Consider the following 15,873-nt stretch of genomic DNA (forward strand, 5'->3'; position numbering starts at 1 on the left):
CTGTTTAGTCTGCATTATATTTTCTCAGATCGAATCTATCAAATTAAAAATTCACACAACTTTTTATCATGGCATATATATCTTCATGTATTGATTCTACAGATCTGATTTTCCCGTTCTTAACACAATCGACTTTTTTCCAATCATACTTTGCTGAGATATCTTTATACACACGATAACAGTGATGCAGATAGTCTCTGTCCGCTTCATGTATATCATTTCCGCCCGATGAAGCTCCCCGTACTTTCAAAAGTTCATCACTAAACTGCGGCGGCATATCCAAAAAAATGACCATATCAGGCTGCGGCAATCCCATCTTACCGAATTCTAAATCAAAAAGCCAGTCCAGAAAGTTACTGCGTTCCTTCATTTCTTTTATTTTCACTGCCTGATGCACCATGTTGGAGGTTGTATACCTGTCCGCGATTACCACGGCTCCATTTTCATATTGCTCTTTCCATTTTGTTTTATAGGACGCATATCTGTCCACGGCAAAAAATGTTGATGCGGCATAAGCATTCACCGCTTCTGCCGTTTTGCCGAAATCTCCCCGCAGATACATTTTTACTAAAGCGGAAGACTCACTTTTATAATCGGGGTATTCTACTTTGCAAACCTTTTTTTTCTCACTTACAAGACGCTTATAAAGTAAGGATGTCTGCGTTGCTTTGCCCGAACCATCGCCCGCTTCTATTATGATTAATTTACCTTTCATCTGATCACCCTTATCGTATGCAGTTTGGTATCAGCAGGACCAACTATTTTTGCGCCTGCCTGCTGCCTTTTTTTTATATATTCTATAAGCTTGTCGGAAATTATCTCTCCCGGATAAATAAGCGGAATCCCCGGCGGATAAAAGGTTATAGTCTCGCCGCAAATACGATTTTCACTCATTATGAAATCAATATTTTCATGAGCGGCAAACATAGCCCGGCGCGGTGTCATTCTTACTATCGGCAATGGTATATCCACCTCATCCGCAACAGCTTCCTTTATTTTCCCGCTATGATCATCTGCTAACTCAGCCAACGCGGAATATAAAATTTCTGTTTCTCTTTCACTGTCAGCCAGGGATATAATAAATAAAACATTATACATGTCGGCAAGCTCACATTGAATTTTGTATTTGTGACGCAGTATTTTTTCCGCCTCATAACCTGTAATTCCCAGTTTTTTTACAGTTACCGTTATTTTAGTCCGATCGATGGAAAAACACCCTTCACTGCCAGCCACTTCTGTTCCAAAGCAATATAAACCTGCTATTGTATTTATCCGTTCACGCAGTTTTTCGGCCAGACGCACTGCGTTGTCTATAAGCATTTTTCCTTTTTGTGCCATTTGTCTGCGGGCCGCATCAAGCGATGCCAGCAAAAGATAATTAGGACTTGTGGACTGCAGTAATGAATTTGCCATATGTACACGCTCTATATCTACCCGTTTATATTTTATATGCAGCATTGAAGTTTGCGTCAAAGACGCCAATATTTTATGCGTACTTTGTGCTGCCATATCTGCTCCCGCGTCCATTGCCTGCACAGGAAGTTTTTCAGAAAATTTCAAATGGGGGCCGTGCGCCTCATCCACCAATAGGAGCATCCCGTTCTTGTGGACGATTTCCGCTATTTCTCTTATATCACAGGCAACACCATAATAAGTTGGATATACCAAAAAAACAGCCTTTGCATCTTTATTGGCTGCTATTGCCTTTTCCACACACTCAGTCTGTACAGCCATCGCTATACCTAAATCTGTATTGATTGCAGGTTCGATAAAAATTGGTTCAGCTCCACAAAGGATAATTGCTCCCAAAACACTTTTATGTACATTTCTTGGTATGATTATCTTATCGCCAGGAGCAAGTGCGGAAAAAAGCATGATATGAATAGCTCCGGTCGTACCGTTCACCATAAAAAGACTCTCATCGGCCTCATAAAGTTTAGCAGCTAAGTCCTGAGCCTGTTTTATGCATGTTTCCGGTGCAAATAAATCGTCCAATTCTTCCATGAGAGAAACATCCATTTTCAATCCCATAGGTGTCACTATTTTTTTTAATATCTCATTTGCACCTTTTCCCTGTTTATGCCCTGGTGTGTGAAAAGCAACAGCCTTATCATTCACATATTTCTGCATAGCCGCAAAAAGCGGCGCGTCTTCCTGCATCATAAGCTTTACCTCACTTTCTTTCTACAACAATAAAATTCAGGCTGCCCGGATTCTTATTCCAATTATCGCAATATAAAAAGACCGCCATAAAATCATTTATTAATTTTAAGCGGCCTTCTGTCAAATTTACCGACAATACTCTTCTTTCAGGAAGACACTGCGGGAATGCACCATTATTTTTTTCTGCGTTTTGCCAAAAATATTTTTACTGCAGCAATCAAAACAGCCACACCTACAGCTCCCAATACAAAAACATTGTTCAAACCTGACGCCCCAGTGCCATGCATCATATCATAATAGACAAATACCAGCACCGCAGCTATTATCAATGCGTTTATTATGCTTGATATATGACCCCACCCCCATAACTTTCAAACAACAGCCTCACAATCACTTTTCTGTTCTGCTGCAGTACCTAATCGCTCTTTTTCCTTCTCCCAATGAATTACACGCGCTTTGGCGAAACCATTGAAATTAGTCGCAGATGCAACCGTATAGGCACCGCAATCGCTGGCCACCACAATATCGTCTATTTGCAGATCTGGACACGGATAATCTTTGGTCAATACATCAAGAGAATCACAGCTCGGTCCAAAAAAAGTCGACGGCAGCATCTTTCCCTGTTTAAAGCTGTTCAGTTCATACTCCCAATGATCAAAAAATACCCCGGAGAATATTCCATACACTCCGTCATCCAAATAATAACAGATCTTCCCATCACGTATCTGTTTACCGATCACGCGTGTGATCGCATTCATTACTGTTCCGCAGATGTATCGTCCTGGTTCCGCCCATATTTCAATATCGGGAAAAAATTTATCCAATCCCGCGTTTATCTCCCTGACCATATTCTCCAGATTAACACAGGTGTCCGGCGCCGGTACCGGCAGCCCGCCGCCTATGTCCAATATATTTAAAGAAAATCCTAACTGCCTGGCTTCATCAATAATCCCGCGGCAGAGAGAAAAAGCCTCATAATAAGGTTCGGTAGACAAAGTCTGACTGCCCACATGAACGGCCAGCCCTACCGGATCTAATCCTTGTTCTCTGGCCAGATTCAGCAACGAAATAGCATTCTCAGGCTCAGCGCCAAATTTTTCATTCAAATTAACAAGTGCTTTAGCATTCTTTATGCGAACTCTCAGAAGCACTTCCGCATCAGGAACATATTCAGCCATCTTGTAGACTTCCCTCTCACTGTCAAAGGTAAATCTATTGACACCGGCCTCAGCTGCAGCCATCAGGCCCTGCACTGTCTTTATAGGATTTGCATATATCATATTTTCTCCGCGCACTCCCATAGACTGCAGCATTCGGATCTCTCCGTCAGAGGCAACATCAAAGCTGGATCCCATATCAATCATTTTTTCAATGATTATAGGGGAAGGATTTGCCTTCATGGCATAAAACACACGTACACGCGGCATATTATCCAATAAAAATCGATAATTTTTCTCTACCTGATCGGTAGAAATGACCGCCAAAGGCGTAGGGTACTTATTTACTAAAATTTCCGCCTGTTCTTTTGTTAATTTGAAACTTTTCATAACACTCCCCTTATTCTCTGCATACAATTATTGTATTTATTCTTTGCGGACAGGCACTGGCTCCATCTTTCCACAGAGCTGCCTTTTGCACATCGGGTTTCACCCTTCAATACAAAAGACGCCTCACTCGCTATTTATAAACCATGGCAATACCGCCATAAATTTATTCCTTTGTTATTTTGTCATTTACAAAGAAAATCCTTCATAAAATACAAAAATTTTACGAAATTTTCCTATTTACTGCCGACACGTTTTTAATCAATGCCAAACAAAAAATCTGTATGAAATATGCAGACTGTTCTTCGCAATAACTGTTAATAAATATATAACGACAGCAGCAAAAAATCAATCAAAATTTACTGCAAATCGTATCTTTTCCAAAAAAAATAATGCAGTTCACATTATTTCAATTTTGCCAGAGCGAATAAACAGAAAATTTCCAAAAAAAAATAATGCCGGAATAAGTTTTTATTGCCCTTATTCCAGCATATAATGACATAATTTTTATATTATGCCTTGATTACTGTATAATCGGATTTTTTGTATACTGTCTCCGTTATATCCTGACCTATCCCCGGTAATTCTGGTACAATAAAATATCCATTGACAGGCTGATAATTATATTTGCAAAGTTCCTGGTATTCTGGCAGTAAAGTTTTTTGATGATGCTCATGAATGCAAAAATTTGGTATGCTTGTTTCAGCATGAAGCGCTGCCGCTTCTGCCACTCCAGTCCCCGCCACATGAGCTTGTACGGATATTTCGTAAGTATGAGCCGTATCTGCGATTTTTTTAAATTCTGAAAAACCGCCGCAGGAACCTAAATCCGGCTGGATAACATCAATAGATCTATCTTTGAAATAGGGAGTATAACCCCAGCGTGAATATATTCTCTCACCAGAGGCAATGGGAATATTGATTTTTTGCTTTGCATGTCTCAGAAGTTCGGTATTCAAAGGTGTATTGATCTCTTCATAGAAAAAAATATTATACTCTTCAATAGATTTAGCAAATTGGATTGCGCTCACCAAATCTGTATTAGCATGGTTTTCAATAATTATATCTACATATGGTCCGACAGTTTTTCGTATTATCTCTACTCTTTCTTTTCCCAGTTCGATCAGTGCATACGGCAGCGGCCCTTCCAATTTATCAATATTTTTACCATTTCTGTCATGAGCAAGAACATCTATTTTAATTGCATCATATCCATCTTTCAACGCATTTTCGGCTTCAGCGGCATATTCTTCTTTTGGTCCTCTGGCACCTCTGACTGGTCCCCAGCCGAATTGCAGCTGTGATGCATATGTACGCAATTTCTTATTTGTTTTACCTCCCAGCAATTTATAAACAGGAACGTTTAAAAATTTCCCCTTGATATCCCATAAGGCTATATCCAACGCAGAAATTGCTGAAAATATGGCGGTTCCTCCGCCTTGACCCCAAAAAGTCTTCTTAAACAGATGCTCCCATATAGCTTCCGTATCAAACGGATCTCTGCCAAGAATCAATTCACCAAAATCTTTGATCGCCCCTACAGCAGCGCTTCCACCCGCCCCATAGGCCATACCTGCTTCTCCTATGCCGTAAAGACCTTCCTCGTCAGTAGAAATTTTTACTAAAATTGGTCTTTGCCCTGATTTTGGACGTCTGTGAACATGAAATATTTCTATCTGTGTTATTTTCATAAATTAATGATCCCCATTTCTTTTTTATACTGCACTTGCTTCTGCTGGTTTTAAAATATAATTAAGTATAAGATTTTCATAATATGCCGAATCCTTATCTTTTATTCTGGGACGTGAAAGTTCTATTTTTTTATCAAGCCCGATCCGACCGTCTTCAAGCAGAACAACACGATCAGCCAGATATACTGCTTCACTTACGTCATGTGTAACTAAAACCACTGTAAAATTTTCTTTCTGCCAAAGGGCTTCTATAAGTTTCTGCATATTGATGCGTGTAAGTGCATCCAATGCACTTAGCGGTTCATCCAGAAGCAGTATCTTAGGAGTTCCTACAAGCGCTCTTGCCAAAGCAGCTCTTTGCCTTTGTCCCCCTGAAAGATCTGACGGCCAAAAATTGGCTTTCATTTCCAAGTCAACTGACTGTAAAGCTGCAACAGCAGCTTCGCGGCTCCGTGTCGGTGAACCGAGCACTACATTCTGCAAAACAGTTTTCCACGGCAAAAGTCTGGCATCCTGAAAAAGGAATCTTACTTCCGGATTGATAGCCGTGACACTCTTTCCATTTATTTTTATTATTCCTCCTGTGATGGTTGTCAATGCTGAAACAGCACGTAGCAATGTACTTTTGCCACAACCGCTTTTACCTATCAGTGCCACAAATTCCCCCTGCTTTATTGTCAGATCAATGTCTTTTAATACCTCTGTATCACCGTATTTTTTTGTAAGATGCCGTATCTCAAGCGAATATCCTGACATTTCAAGTCCTCCTGTAAGCTGGATTCCATCGCATCATTTTTTTTGTGGCAGTGACCGCAATCAGGTCAGACAACGATCCTAATAACGCATAAATTACCATGCTCAATACAATTACATCCATCATCATATATTCTCTGGCGTTCGTTGCCATATAGCCGATCCCTGATTTTGCCGCAATCGTTTCGGCTACGATCAAGATCAGCCATGTATCACCAAGTGACTGCCGAAAACCTATCATTATAGAAGATATTGCCCCTGGGAAAATAATATTTTTAAACATTTCCCAGGATGAAAGACCATATATTTTTCCCATTTCCAATAAGTCTCTGTCAATAGATCTGATGCCATGAAAGGTATTAAGGTATATGGGGAAAAATGTACTCAGCGCTATCAAAATCAACTTTGAAGTTTCTCCAATGCCGAACCAAATCAACACCAATGGAAGTATAGCAAGCCGTGGTACACTTTTAATCATCTGAATAGGTGTATTTAATATTTTATTAACCAAGCTGAACTGCCCTGTCAATATTCCCAGAATAAAACCTGTACTCCCGCCGATCGCAAGTCCTGTGAATGCTCTTATCAAACTGACTTCCAAGTTCAAGGCCAATGTACCGTCTTCTATCAGACGCACAGTTGTTCTTAACAGTTCATCAGGTGTGGGAAAAAGTCGATTAAGATACCCCGTTAACGATAACCATGTCCAAAACAAAAAAAGAATAATAGGTATGCTCCATATTAACAACAGATTACCAGTGCCTTTTAATAAAATTTTCCCTGATTTTCCCTTGCTGCCTAATATTTTTTTTCTTGAAACAAGAGCAGTTGCTGAATCAACACTATTTCCCATCTACAATCCTCCCAATCAATACACCTTGAAGTTAGAAATTTCTTTATCGAAGGATCTGTCAAATAAACTTGCTGCATCAATGTTCTGCTTTAATGCTCCCAGCTTATAAAAACTATCAATAATATCCTGTTCTGATGCTATTGTTGCACTGTCTACAGGGGCTATTCTTCCTTTTCGCTGCTTTTCCCCCGCTTCAAAAATTCTTTTATAATCTTCCACTTTTTGATTTGTTTCCTTCGCATAAGCCTGAGCCCACTCATCGGGATGCTGGCGGGCCCATTCATCCGCCTCATTTATCCGCTCCAGATAATCTACCAGCGCCGCATGCTTCGCCGGATCATTGATAGTATTAAATGCCGCATACCAATAAAAATCTCCTGAAAGTACATCTTCCGCTGATCTGAGAGTTACTGCACCATTTTCCTTCGCTTGTATGATAGACTGATCGTAGCTTGCCAATGCATCAACATCACCTGTCACTACAGCCGATAAACCGTCAGATGTAGTCATTGGCAGAGAATCTATATCCTCCCATTTCAGCCCTGCATCTGTCAGCATTTTATATAAAAAATATTGTGCCGTAGTATTTTTGACATAAGCAACCTTTTTGCCTTTCAAATCTGCCACCGTTTTTATGCTGTCCTTTGCTTGAGGACTTACTATCAGCTCCTGATTCAATGTATTGCCCTTTCTGATGGCAATTATTTTAAAGTTTCCTCCATTTTTACTCAGGGATGCAAAAATAGGCGGTATCTGGCTTCCTGAACCTGCATCTATCTGTCCTGCAGCAATCGCTTCCAGGACCAAATTGCCCCCTCTAAGCTGATGATAATCTACTTTATATGGCGTATTGTCCAATCCGGCGGCTACAAGTATCGACTGCGCAAGATCCGATGATGCCGTACCGATGCTTAGCGTGACACCTGTCAATTCATTATTGTATTTATTTGAAGGAGTAAATACAGTCTCCTTAGCCGGTGAGGATGATTGCTTTTCGCCCATGTCCTGATCGCTGCATGCAGTTAAAATAATTGATAATATAGTAATCAGTACAAATATTAATGCATTTTTTTTCATTTGCTAAATTTCCCCTTGTCTTTTATTGTAAAGTAATTTATTTTGATAATGCTCCTTATTATATAAACTAAAAGCCGGAATAAACACACCTGCGTTTATTCCGGCCTTTAGTTTTCTAATTAGCCCAGATTATAATAAAAAGATTGAAGTCAATATATAATTAACTGTAATACTTGAAAATAGTATCACAAAATCCTCAGTAAGTAAGTCGTGCAGGCGACATTAAAAAATAATTATAGGAATATTTTATTCTTCCGTTCTATTATTAGTAAATCGAAAACCGAGCAGTGCCTGCATATAATGATATATTTTCAATAAATATTCAAAAGAATCAGCTGCATTTGATTGCCGTCCTGCATCTACCGTCACCCAGCCTGAATAACCAATCTTGTCAAGGGCCAGGAAAAGTTCGACAAAATCTATTTCTCCGTCGCCCGGAATTGTAAAACATCCCGCTGATACAGCTTCGGAAAAGCTGGCATTTCTTTTACTGCATCCTTTCAGCTCCTTCAATCTCATATCCTGCAACCTCACGTACGCTATGCGGCTGCCAAATTTTTTGATTGTTTGCACAACTGCGTTCTGCAAAAACAAATTGCCTGTATCCAGACAAAGCTTTACATATCGCTCATCTGTTGTATCCATTAACTGATCGATTTCTTCAAGTGTTCGTATAACCGTACAGATGTGCGGTTGAAAACACATTTTTATTCCATAAGAGGAAGCAATTTTTCCAAGCTCATTAAGATTATTGCTAAGATGCAGCCAATCATCTCTCTTTAAAAAAGCTCTGTAACCAAGCAGAGCTTCTCCGGTGAAAAATATGTTATGACTCATTTCTCTCACAACCAAATACTTCATTCCCAAAGAAACCATTTTTTTTAGCATTACATGAAAGTCAGACACAATACCTTTACAATTATCCGCCGCGGCAGCTATTCCCGTCACCCGTCCTGCAGCTGATAGATTTCTTAATGACAGATGATAATTCAGCATATCAGTATCCAAAAATCGACCGTTATCATCTATTTCCACCCCTTCAAATCCCGTCAAAGCTGCTTCACTGAGTATTTGCTGTGAAATATTTACGCCAGCCGATCCTGCAAAACCATCATATTTCCACAGATCCGGAGAAATACCCAAAAATAGAGGATTTTGATAAGACATCCGCTTCCCTTCCTTTCGCAAAATATATTTATATTCAAAATGCACTTTTTCCAATATTATTTTGTTTTTATGTTTTACCAATAAATTGAATATATTGTTTATTATATCAATTTATATTATAATAGCAAATAATAACACTGATATGTATTTTTTGCCTTTTAATATACATTTCTTGCTTAGGATGGTGTAATTGATGATTCATACTGAACCAGGCATAATAAAACGTGACGGAGTGTATTTTTGTTCTTCAGATTCTTTTACACAGGATAATCTTTTTTATATTTTATGGGGTGCCGTGTATTCTCTGGACAGCCCTTATCGTGTCAGCCGAAGCTATATGGATGCTTTTATGCTCCAGTATATTGTAAGCGGTGAACTGAATTTTGTTCTGCGCGGCAAAACTTTTACCGCTAAAGCCAATGAAGCAGTATTGCTGAATTGCCGTGAAAAAAATCTTTATTGGGCAGACAGGCAAGCTGTAGTAAAATGGTTTCATTTCAATGGTAAAAATACGCTGCCCCTGCTTAACTATATATATGAAAGAAATGGAGGCACCGGCCTTTTCAAGAAAAATTACACGAAGAAAATAGAACCCTATATTGACAGCATACTAAATGAAATACACAAAAAAGATTCCAATGTTTTTTCTATTTCCCACAACATTTACAGTATCCTGTGCGAACTTTCGGCTCCTCCCGCTGTCCTTGAATCACCGGCGGAAAAGACGATCCGGGAAGCCCTCAGTTTCATTCAGAGTAATTACAGCAAATCCATATCTGTCAATGACATCGCTGCTCATGTAAGCCTCAGCACCTACTATTTCACCCGCCTTTTCAGCAAATACATGCATTTATCCCCTCATACCTATCTTTTAAGTACCCGTCTTGAAGCCGCTAAAAAAATCCTCATATATACATTTGAGGACATAGAAACTATATCCCTGCGTACCGGATTTCAAAGTTCCTCACATTTTATCCGAGCCTTTAAAAAAGCTAATAATATTACACCAAACAATTTTCGGAAAGTATTTTATCAAAAAAGTATTGATTGACTCTGCCGCATACTTTAACTTATCAGGCTATTCCCTCATATACACACAAAGAAATCAAATTTCTTTGTGTGTATTTTTTATTTTAAACAAATAAACTAAAATTGCTTAATCCAAATTTAAATAAAACGCAGCAAGAAATGTATATTTTTTAGCAAAATGCATCAATGACATTTTTTCATCATAATGTTATCATGAATTTATCAACAAAATATCAGTAGTGTACGTACCTTACTCATATTATTTTCAAAAATTTAGATTGAATAATCTTTATTTTAAGATATTTTTGTTTAATGCAAAAGGGAGAGAAACTATGCATCCACTAAATTATAAGAAAAATTTATCAACAATGATATTTGTTTCCACCTTCGGAGGCTTGTTATTTGGATATGACACAGGTGTAGTAAATGGCGCGCTTCCGTTTATGTCAGCAGCGGATCAGCTGAATCTGGACGCTTTTCATCAAGGTTTGGTTGTCGCCGTTCTGCAATTGGGAGCCGCTGTTGGTGCTATCGGCATCGGTAAAGTGACAGATCTGTACGGCAGAAAAAAAACCTTGTTATTTTTATCAGTACTTTTTTTTGCCGCAACACTATTTTGCTCAATGTCCCCCAATGTCGCCTCTATGGTAACAGCCCGTTTTGTTCTGGGGCTTGCCGTTGGTGGTGCCTCTGTCAATGTTCCCACCTATTTGGCTGAAATAGCCCCGGCTGACAGGCGCGGCAAAATCGTCACCCGTAATGAAGTAATGATCGTTTCCGGTCAATTGCTGGCATTCTTCTTCAATGCGATTATAGGTATCAATTTTGGAGAGAGCGGCGGCATATGGAGGTATATGCTGGCATTGGCCGCCATACCTGCTGTCATACTGGGTATTGGCATGCTGCGTATGCCGGAAAGCCCTCGCTGGCTCATCAGTAAAAATAAAATGACGAAAGGCATTGAAGTACTCAATCTGATAAGATCTGCCGAACAAGCAGAAAAAGAAATAGCAGACATAAAAAATACACTTGACCAAGAAGCGGCTATTAAGCAAATGACTGTCAAGGACCTTGGTATTACCTGGGTAAGACATCTGATCTTCATTGGTATCGGAATGGCCCTGGTCAATCAATTCACCGGTATCAACTCCATTATATATTATGGTACAGAGATACTAAAAACCTCAGGTTTCAGCACAGAAGCCGCTCTTATTGGCAATATAGGCAATGGTGCCATTTCGCTCATAGCGATGTGCTGCGGCATAGCGATGATGGATCGCTTCGGACGCCGCCCCATGATATTGACCGGCTTGGTCGGAGTAGCCGTCATGCTGGCTGTCATTGGCATGACTTCACTTTTTATGCAGGGCAGCAGCCTGCTTCCCTTCGTCACACTCGGTTCAATAATCATCTATCTTGCCTTCTTCCAAGGTCTCATCGGTCCTGTAAACTGGCTGATTATTTCTGAGATTTTTCCATTGCGTTTGCGCGGTCTGGGCATGGGTGTAGCCGTAATGGTCTTGTGGATAGCAAATTTTTGTGTAGGACTCATATTTCCTATGCTGCTCGTAAGCGTTGGCCTGGCCAACACCTTTTTCGCCTTTGCTGCCATGAGCGTTGTTTCTATTATTTTTGTAATAAAATATGTTCCCGAAACACGAGGTCATTCGTTGGAAGAACTTGAACGTTTCTTTGTAAAGGAATATGGCGGTAAAAATACTTCCGGCGACAGTATTGCCGGTGCTGCCAAAAGCAATATCAGCTGATGTCCCTACTGACAGTTTATTATCAATAGTAATCAGACATTATAATGACATTTCTCACTGATGTTTTCATTTGTCAAAAATTCACATATTATTTATTCTAAGGAGACCGTCATCATGAAAAAAATTAAATTTGGAATTGCCGGACTGGGTCGTCTCGGCAAAGTGCATGCACAAAACATTGCCAGCAAAATTGAAAATGCAGAATTAACCGCAGCGTGTTCCATTGTTGCTAACGAGCTGGACTTTGCCCGTGACAAGCTTGGTGTAAAAAACGTATACAGTGACTACAAGGAAATGTTGTCCAAAGCTGATATTGATGCCGTTGCCATAATTACGACCAGCAGCGAACACTGCTGGCAGATAGCGGCCGCATTGGATGCGGGCAAACATGTATTCAGTGATAAACCGCTTGGTACAACAATAGATGAATGCAGGCTGGCAGAGGAGGCCGTGCTGCGACATCCTGATTTAATATTTTTTCTTGGCTTTATGCGCCGTTTCGACCCTTCCTACACTTACGCCATGGATCAGATAAAAGCTGGAAAAATTGGCAAGCCCTATATGGTAAAAGCCACAGGTATTGATCCTGAAGCATTGGTTCAAAGTGCAATAAAATTTTCCCCGACCTCCGGAGGCATTTTCATTGATATGGCTATACACGACATTGATCTTATGCGTTGGTTTTTGGGCAGTGATCCTATCGAGGTATATGCCGGCGGCTCGACATTCAAGCATCCGGAATTCAAAAAAAGTAATGATGACGAAACAGGCATTGCCATGTATAAATGTGCCAACGGATCTATGGGATTCATCCACGTGGGACGCACAGCTTCTTATGGTTATCATGTTGAAACAGAAGTTATTGGTACAGAAGGGACTCTCCGCATAAGCCCTGTACCGGAAAAAAATCTCTGTTTTATTTACGATCAATATGGTGTACGTCAGGAATGTGTTGGCAGTTTTCCTGAAAGATTCGCTGAAGCATATCTTTTGGAAATGGAAAACTTCGTCAACTGCATCCAAAAAAATAAAAAACCCGATGTAAATGTATATGATGGTACCAAATCTACACAGATCGCTTTTGCCACCGCAGAATCATATAAAAAAAATTCTCTTATTTCTATCAAATATTAATTTATTGTATATTTTTTACAAAATATCTATGCAGGACAACCAAAAAACAGCTTTCCATGCTGCAGCGGAAAACTGTTTTTTGGTTTTACATACTACAGTTGTCAGCAAGCAGTAAATTGGGGACTTCCCCGTCATCTCATACCGGCAGTGCCTGCTTAACAGCTTTTATGATATTACTCTTGAAAACGCTTAGCCCAACCTTTTTTACACTTTTCGGCAGACCTGTATATAAGGAAATTTCCTCTATCTTTTTATTTGGCACCTCACATACGCCGGTATCAATAAACAGTAATTGTCCAAAATCGGCAAAACTTTGCTTTATAGCAGCCTGATCTGTATTTTTTGCCGCATTAAAGAACTGATCCCAATTTGTCACCCATCCTGCCGTCAAATAGATTGTTTTAGCGGCATCATCTATTTTTTTCTTGCAGTCTCCAAGGATCAATTCAATACAATTAGACTGTTTGAATCTGACCAGCTGCCAGTCTCGCAGGAAATCGTTAAATTCAGGATGGCATTTGGCTCCATACAGTAAAATTATCTTATCTGCCGCAATATGCCGAAGCGCCTGTAAGACGTCTTTTTTTAAAAGATCAAAATCAATATGAAGCTTAGCCTGCAGATAGGTCACTGTCAATTCACAGTCAAATATTTTATCCTCCTTTATTTCAGACAGTACTGCATCCAGCTCAGGCTGATAAATACCGCAGGACAAAAAACATATCCTCATATCACAAATATTCCCTTCAACACACATCTATTGCGGCCACTCCAATATCACCGATTTGCCGATTAAGCCAGCGGCTTTAAATTGTATAATCTATTTTGCTGCCGCATAGCGACGCTGATGTGACAACCATTCAGGTGCCCAACCGCGTTCTAAGTCATCTAATGTTTTTCCAGGAGCTACAATACTGTCAATTTTATCCAAGATATCAAAATTTAAACGGATATTACTCCCCTTTAATATCTCATGAAGCTGCGCCGGTGTGCGCGGACCGATGATCGATGCCGTGACAGAAGGATGTTCCTGCGTAAAAGCCATCGCCATATGGGCAAGTGTCATACCGGCCTGATCAGCTATCTCTTTCAATTGATTAATTACTTCAAATTTAACACGGTTTTCTTGACGCTCTGGATTAACTCTATCTGCCAATGGGCTTCCCTTAATGCGAACAGCACGGGAATCTGCCGAAGCCTGTTGCCCCATAATATATTTGCCCGTCAATAACCCTCCCGACAAAGGACTCCAGACAAGAACACCCAATCCGTATTTATCGGCAGCAGCTAAGACATCAAGTTCTACACTCCGATTAATTATTGAATACGGAGGCTGCTCACTCACAAAGCGTACCAGATTTCGTCGCTCACTGACCCACTGTGCCTCAACAATTTGCCATGCCTGAAAACTTGAGGTTCCGATGTAACGTATTTTCCCCTCCTTGACAAGATCTGTTAAAACTTCGAGTGTTTCTTCTATATCAGTATACGGATCAGGCACATGCAATTGATATAAATCTACATAATCAGTCTGCAGTCTTCGCAAACTGCCCTCAACAGCACGTCTGATCCATATTTTAGAACTGCCCTTTTGATTCTGCCCATTTCCCATAGGCAATCCACCCTTGGTCCCCAATATGACCTCTGTGCGCTGTCCTTTTAAAGCTTTCCCCAGTATTTTTTCAGTTTCTCCGCCAGAATACACATCCGCTGTATCAATAAAATTGATGCCATTAGCAATAGCCTCATTCACAATCCGAATGCATTCCTCTTCATTTTTATTTCCCCAATTTCCAAGTGCCCCAGTTCCCAGACAGAAACTGCTCACTTTTATTCCTGTACGTCCAAAAAACCGATATTCCACCGATGGCACCTCCTTCATTTTATAAACATTATATACAAAAAACATTCTTGCTTATTTTAAAATTCCTCTATAATAAGCTCTTCTTTATTTAAACGCGGTCTGGCACTTGGTGCCTGATCCGGATGTCCAACGAGCAGCACGTTTACAACATGGTAACGATCATCGATGTCCAGTAATTCTTTTAAAACAGCACCGTCATATAACCCGATCCAGCATGTACCCAATCCTAAATCCACAGCACGCAAGTCCATATGCGTTATAGATATGGCTGCATTGAACATCAAGCTCGCCCTTAATACCAATTCTTCATCAAGCTTCTTCTTTTTCAAGAGTTCTTCCACCTCTTTAGCAGGCATACTGACACCCAAAAAAGCGCCTGCTTCTTGAAGTTCCCTATATCGTGCTCCCTGCGAATGCATTACCTCCTGATCAATGCAGCATATAATAATCACCGGTGCTGTGCTAAAAAAAGAAACTGGTGATGCCTTAGCCAATTTGGCACGAACCTCTGCATCCTTAACAACAATGTAACGCCAAGCCTGTAAATTGCTGGCAGATGGTGCCAGCCTGCCGGCTTCTAAAATACTTTCAACGGCATCTTGAGAAACAGGCTCCGATTTAAATTTGCGTATACTGTGTCTTTTCTTTATAACATCCATAAATTCCATAATAAAATCCCCTTTTTCTTTTCCGTCTGCCTATTATGCAAAAATGCAGATCAATCTACCTGTGCCATAGTGAACAGCATCAGATTCTCAAATTTCCTTGATAAATAAACTCTCACTCCATGCTGAATTTTTTGATATCCTGCATCACCACCTCTCCGGCCTTT

At 40.1% G+C, this 15,873-nt stretch carries 15 protein-coding genes; 3 read left to right on the forward strand and 12 right to left on the reverse strand.

Annotated features, from left to right (window positions below):
* Window positions 1-43 precede the first annotated feature (43 nt).
* The 9 genes from NXG61_RS14635 to NXG61_RS14675 all read right to left on the reverse strand — a co-directional run bounded on the left by NXG61_RS14635 (window position 44) and on the right by NXG61_RS14675 (window position 9,248).
* The gene (locus tag NXG61_RS14635) at window positions 44-715 is read right to left on the reverse strand and encodes a dTMP kinase (protein ID WP_196605665.1); all 672 of its coding nucleotides are present in this window, start codon (window positions 713-715) and stop codon (window positions 44-46) included.
* Window positions 712-2,163, reverse strand: coding sequence for an aminotransferase class I/II-fold pyridoxal phosphate-dependent enzyme (locus NXG61_RS14640; protein WP_307225105.1), 1,452 nt, complete (start codon window positions 2,161-2,163; stop codon window positions 712-714). Before NXG61_RS14640 ends, NXG61_RS14635 begins: the two co-directional genes overlap by 4 nt.
* Window positions 2,164-2,336: 173 nt before the next feature.
* On the reverse strand, window positions 2,337-2,492 hold the full coding sequence (locus NXG61_RS14645; protein WP_196605667.1) for a hypothetical protein: 156 nt from the start codon (window positions 2,490-2,492) through the stop codon (window positions 2,337-2,339).
* 42 nt (window positions 2,493-2,534) lie between these two features.
* A complete protein-coding gene (locus NXG61_RS14650; RefSeq protein WP_196605668.1) occupies window positions 2,535-3,710 on the reverse strand; it encodes a type III PLP-dependent enzyme in 1,176 nt (391 codons plus the stop codon).
* Between the two features lie 509 nt (window positions 3,711-4,219).
* On the reverse strand, window positions 4,220-5,398 hold the full coding sequence (locus NXG61_RS14655) for a mandelate racemase/muconate lactonizing enzyme family protein (protein WP_196605669.1): 1,179 nt from the start codon (window positions 5,396-5,398) through the stop codon (window positions 4,220-4,222).
* A gap of 24 nt (window positions 5,399-5,422) precedes the next feature.
* Window positions 5,423-6,154: an ABC transporter ATP-binding protein gene (locus tag NXG61_RS14660; protein WP_196605670.1), complete on the reverse strand. Its 732-nt coding sequence runs from the start codon at window positions 6,152-6,154 to the stop codon at window positions 5,423-5,425.
* Between the two features lies 1 nt (window position 6,155).
* Window positions 6,156-7,004 (reverse strand): ABC transporter permease subunit, encoded by an 849-nt coding sequence (locus NXG61_RS14665; protein WP_307225102.1) that lies wholly within the window; start codon window positions 7,002-7,004, stop codon window positions 6,156-6,158.
* A gap of 15 nt (window positions 7,005-7,019) precedes the next feature.
* Entirely contained in the window at window positions 7,020-8,081 is a 1,062-nt protein-coding gene (locus NXG61_RS14670) for an ABC transporter substrate-binding protein (protein ID WP_307225100.1), read from the reverse strand.
* Between the two features lie 246 nt (window positions 8,082-8,327).
* Entirely contained in the window at window positions 8,328-9,248 is a 921-nt protein-coding gene (locus NXG61_RS14675; RefSeq protein ID WP_196605672.1) for a TIM barrel protein, read from the reverse strand.
* Between the two features lie 193 nt (window positions 9,249-9,441).
* On the opposite strand from NXG61_RS14675, the gene NXG61_RS14680 reads away from it, so the two are divergent.
* From NXG61_RS14680 to NXG61_RS14690, 3 genes are all read left to right on the forward strand, one after another.
* Complete coding sequence (locus NXG61_RS14680; protein ID WP_307225136.1) at window positions 9,442-10,299, forward strand: helix-turn-helix domain-containing protein; 858 nt, start codon at window positions 9,442-9,444, stop codon at window positions 10,297-10,299.
* A 310-nt stretch (window positions 10,300-10,609) separates the two neighbouring features.
* Window positions 10,610-12,043, forward strand: a complete 1,434-nt coding sequence (locus tag NXG61_RS14685) for a sugar porter family MFS transporter (RefSeq protein ID WP_307225099.1) — start codon at window positions 10,610-10,612, stop codon at window positions 12,041-12,043.
* Window positions 12,044-12,157: 114 nt separating this feature from the next.
* Window positions 12,158-13,177, forward strand: a complete 1,020-nt coding sequence (locus tag NXG61_RS14690) for a Gfo/Idh/MocA family protein (protein WP_307225097.1) — start codon at window positions 12,158-12,160, stop codon at window positions 13,175-13,177.
* 136 nt (window positions 13,178-13,313) lie between these two features.
* On the opposite strand, the gene NXG61_RS14695 is transcribed toward NXG61_RS14690, so the two are convergent.
* The 3 genes from NXG61_RS14695 to NXG61_RS14705 form a co-directional block, all read right to left on the reverse strand.
* Window positions 13,314-13,892: a DUF1638 domain-containing protein gene (locus NXG61_RS14695; RefSeq protein WP_432748951.1), complete on the reverse strand. Its 579-nt coding sequence runs from the start codon at window positions 13,890-13,892 to the stop codon at window positions 13,314-13,316.
* Between the two features lie 105 nt (window positions 13,893-13,997).
* Window positions 13,998-15,041, reverse strand: a complete 1,044-nt coding sequence (locus tag NXG61_RS14700) for an aldo/keto reductase (protein WP_307225094.1) — start codon at window positions 15,039-15,041, stop codon at window positions 13,998-14,000.
* A 56-nt stretch (window positions 15,042-15,097) separates the two neighbouring features.
* Complete coding sequence (locus tag NXG61_RS14705) at window positions 15,098-15,709, reverse strand: nitroreductase family protein (RefSeq protein WP_196605678.1); 612 nt, start codon at window positions 15,707-15,709, stop codon at window positions 15,098-15,100.
* Between the last annotated feature and the right edge of the window lie 164 nt (window positions 15,710-15,873).

Origin of the sequence: Pectinatus haikarae (assembly GCF_050916305.1) — a bacterium.
Taxonomy (GTDB): domain Bacteria; phylum Bacillota; class Negativicutes; order Selenomonadales; family Selenomonadaceae; genus Pectinatus; species Pectinatus haikarae.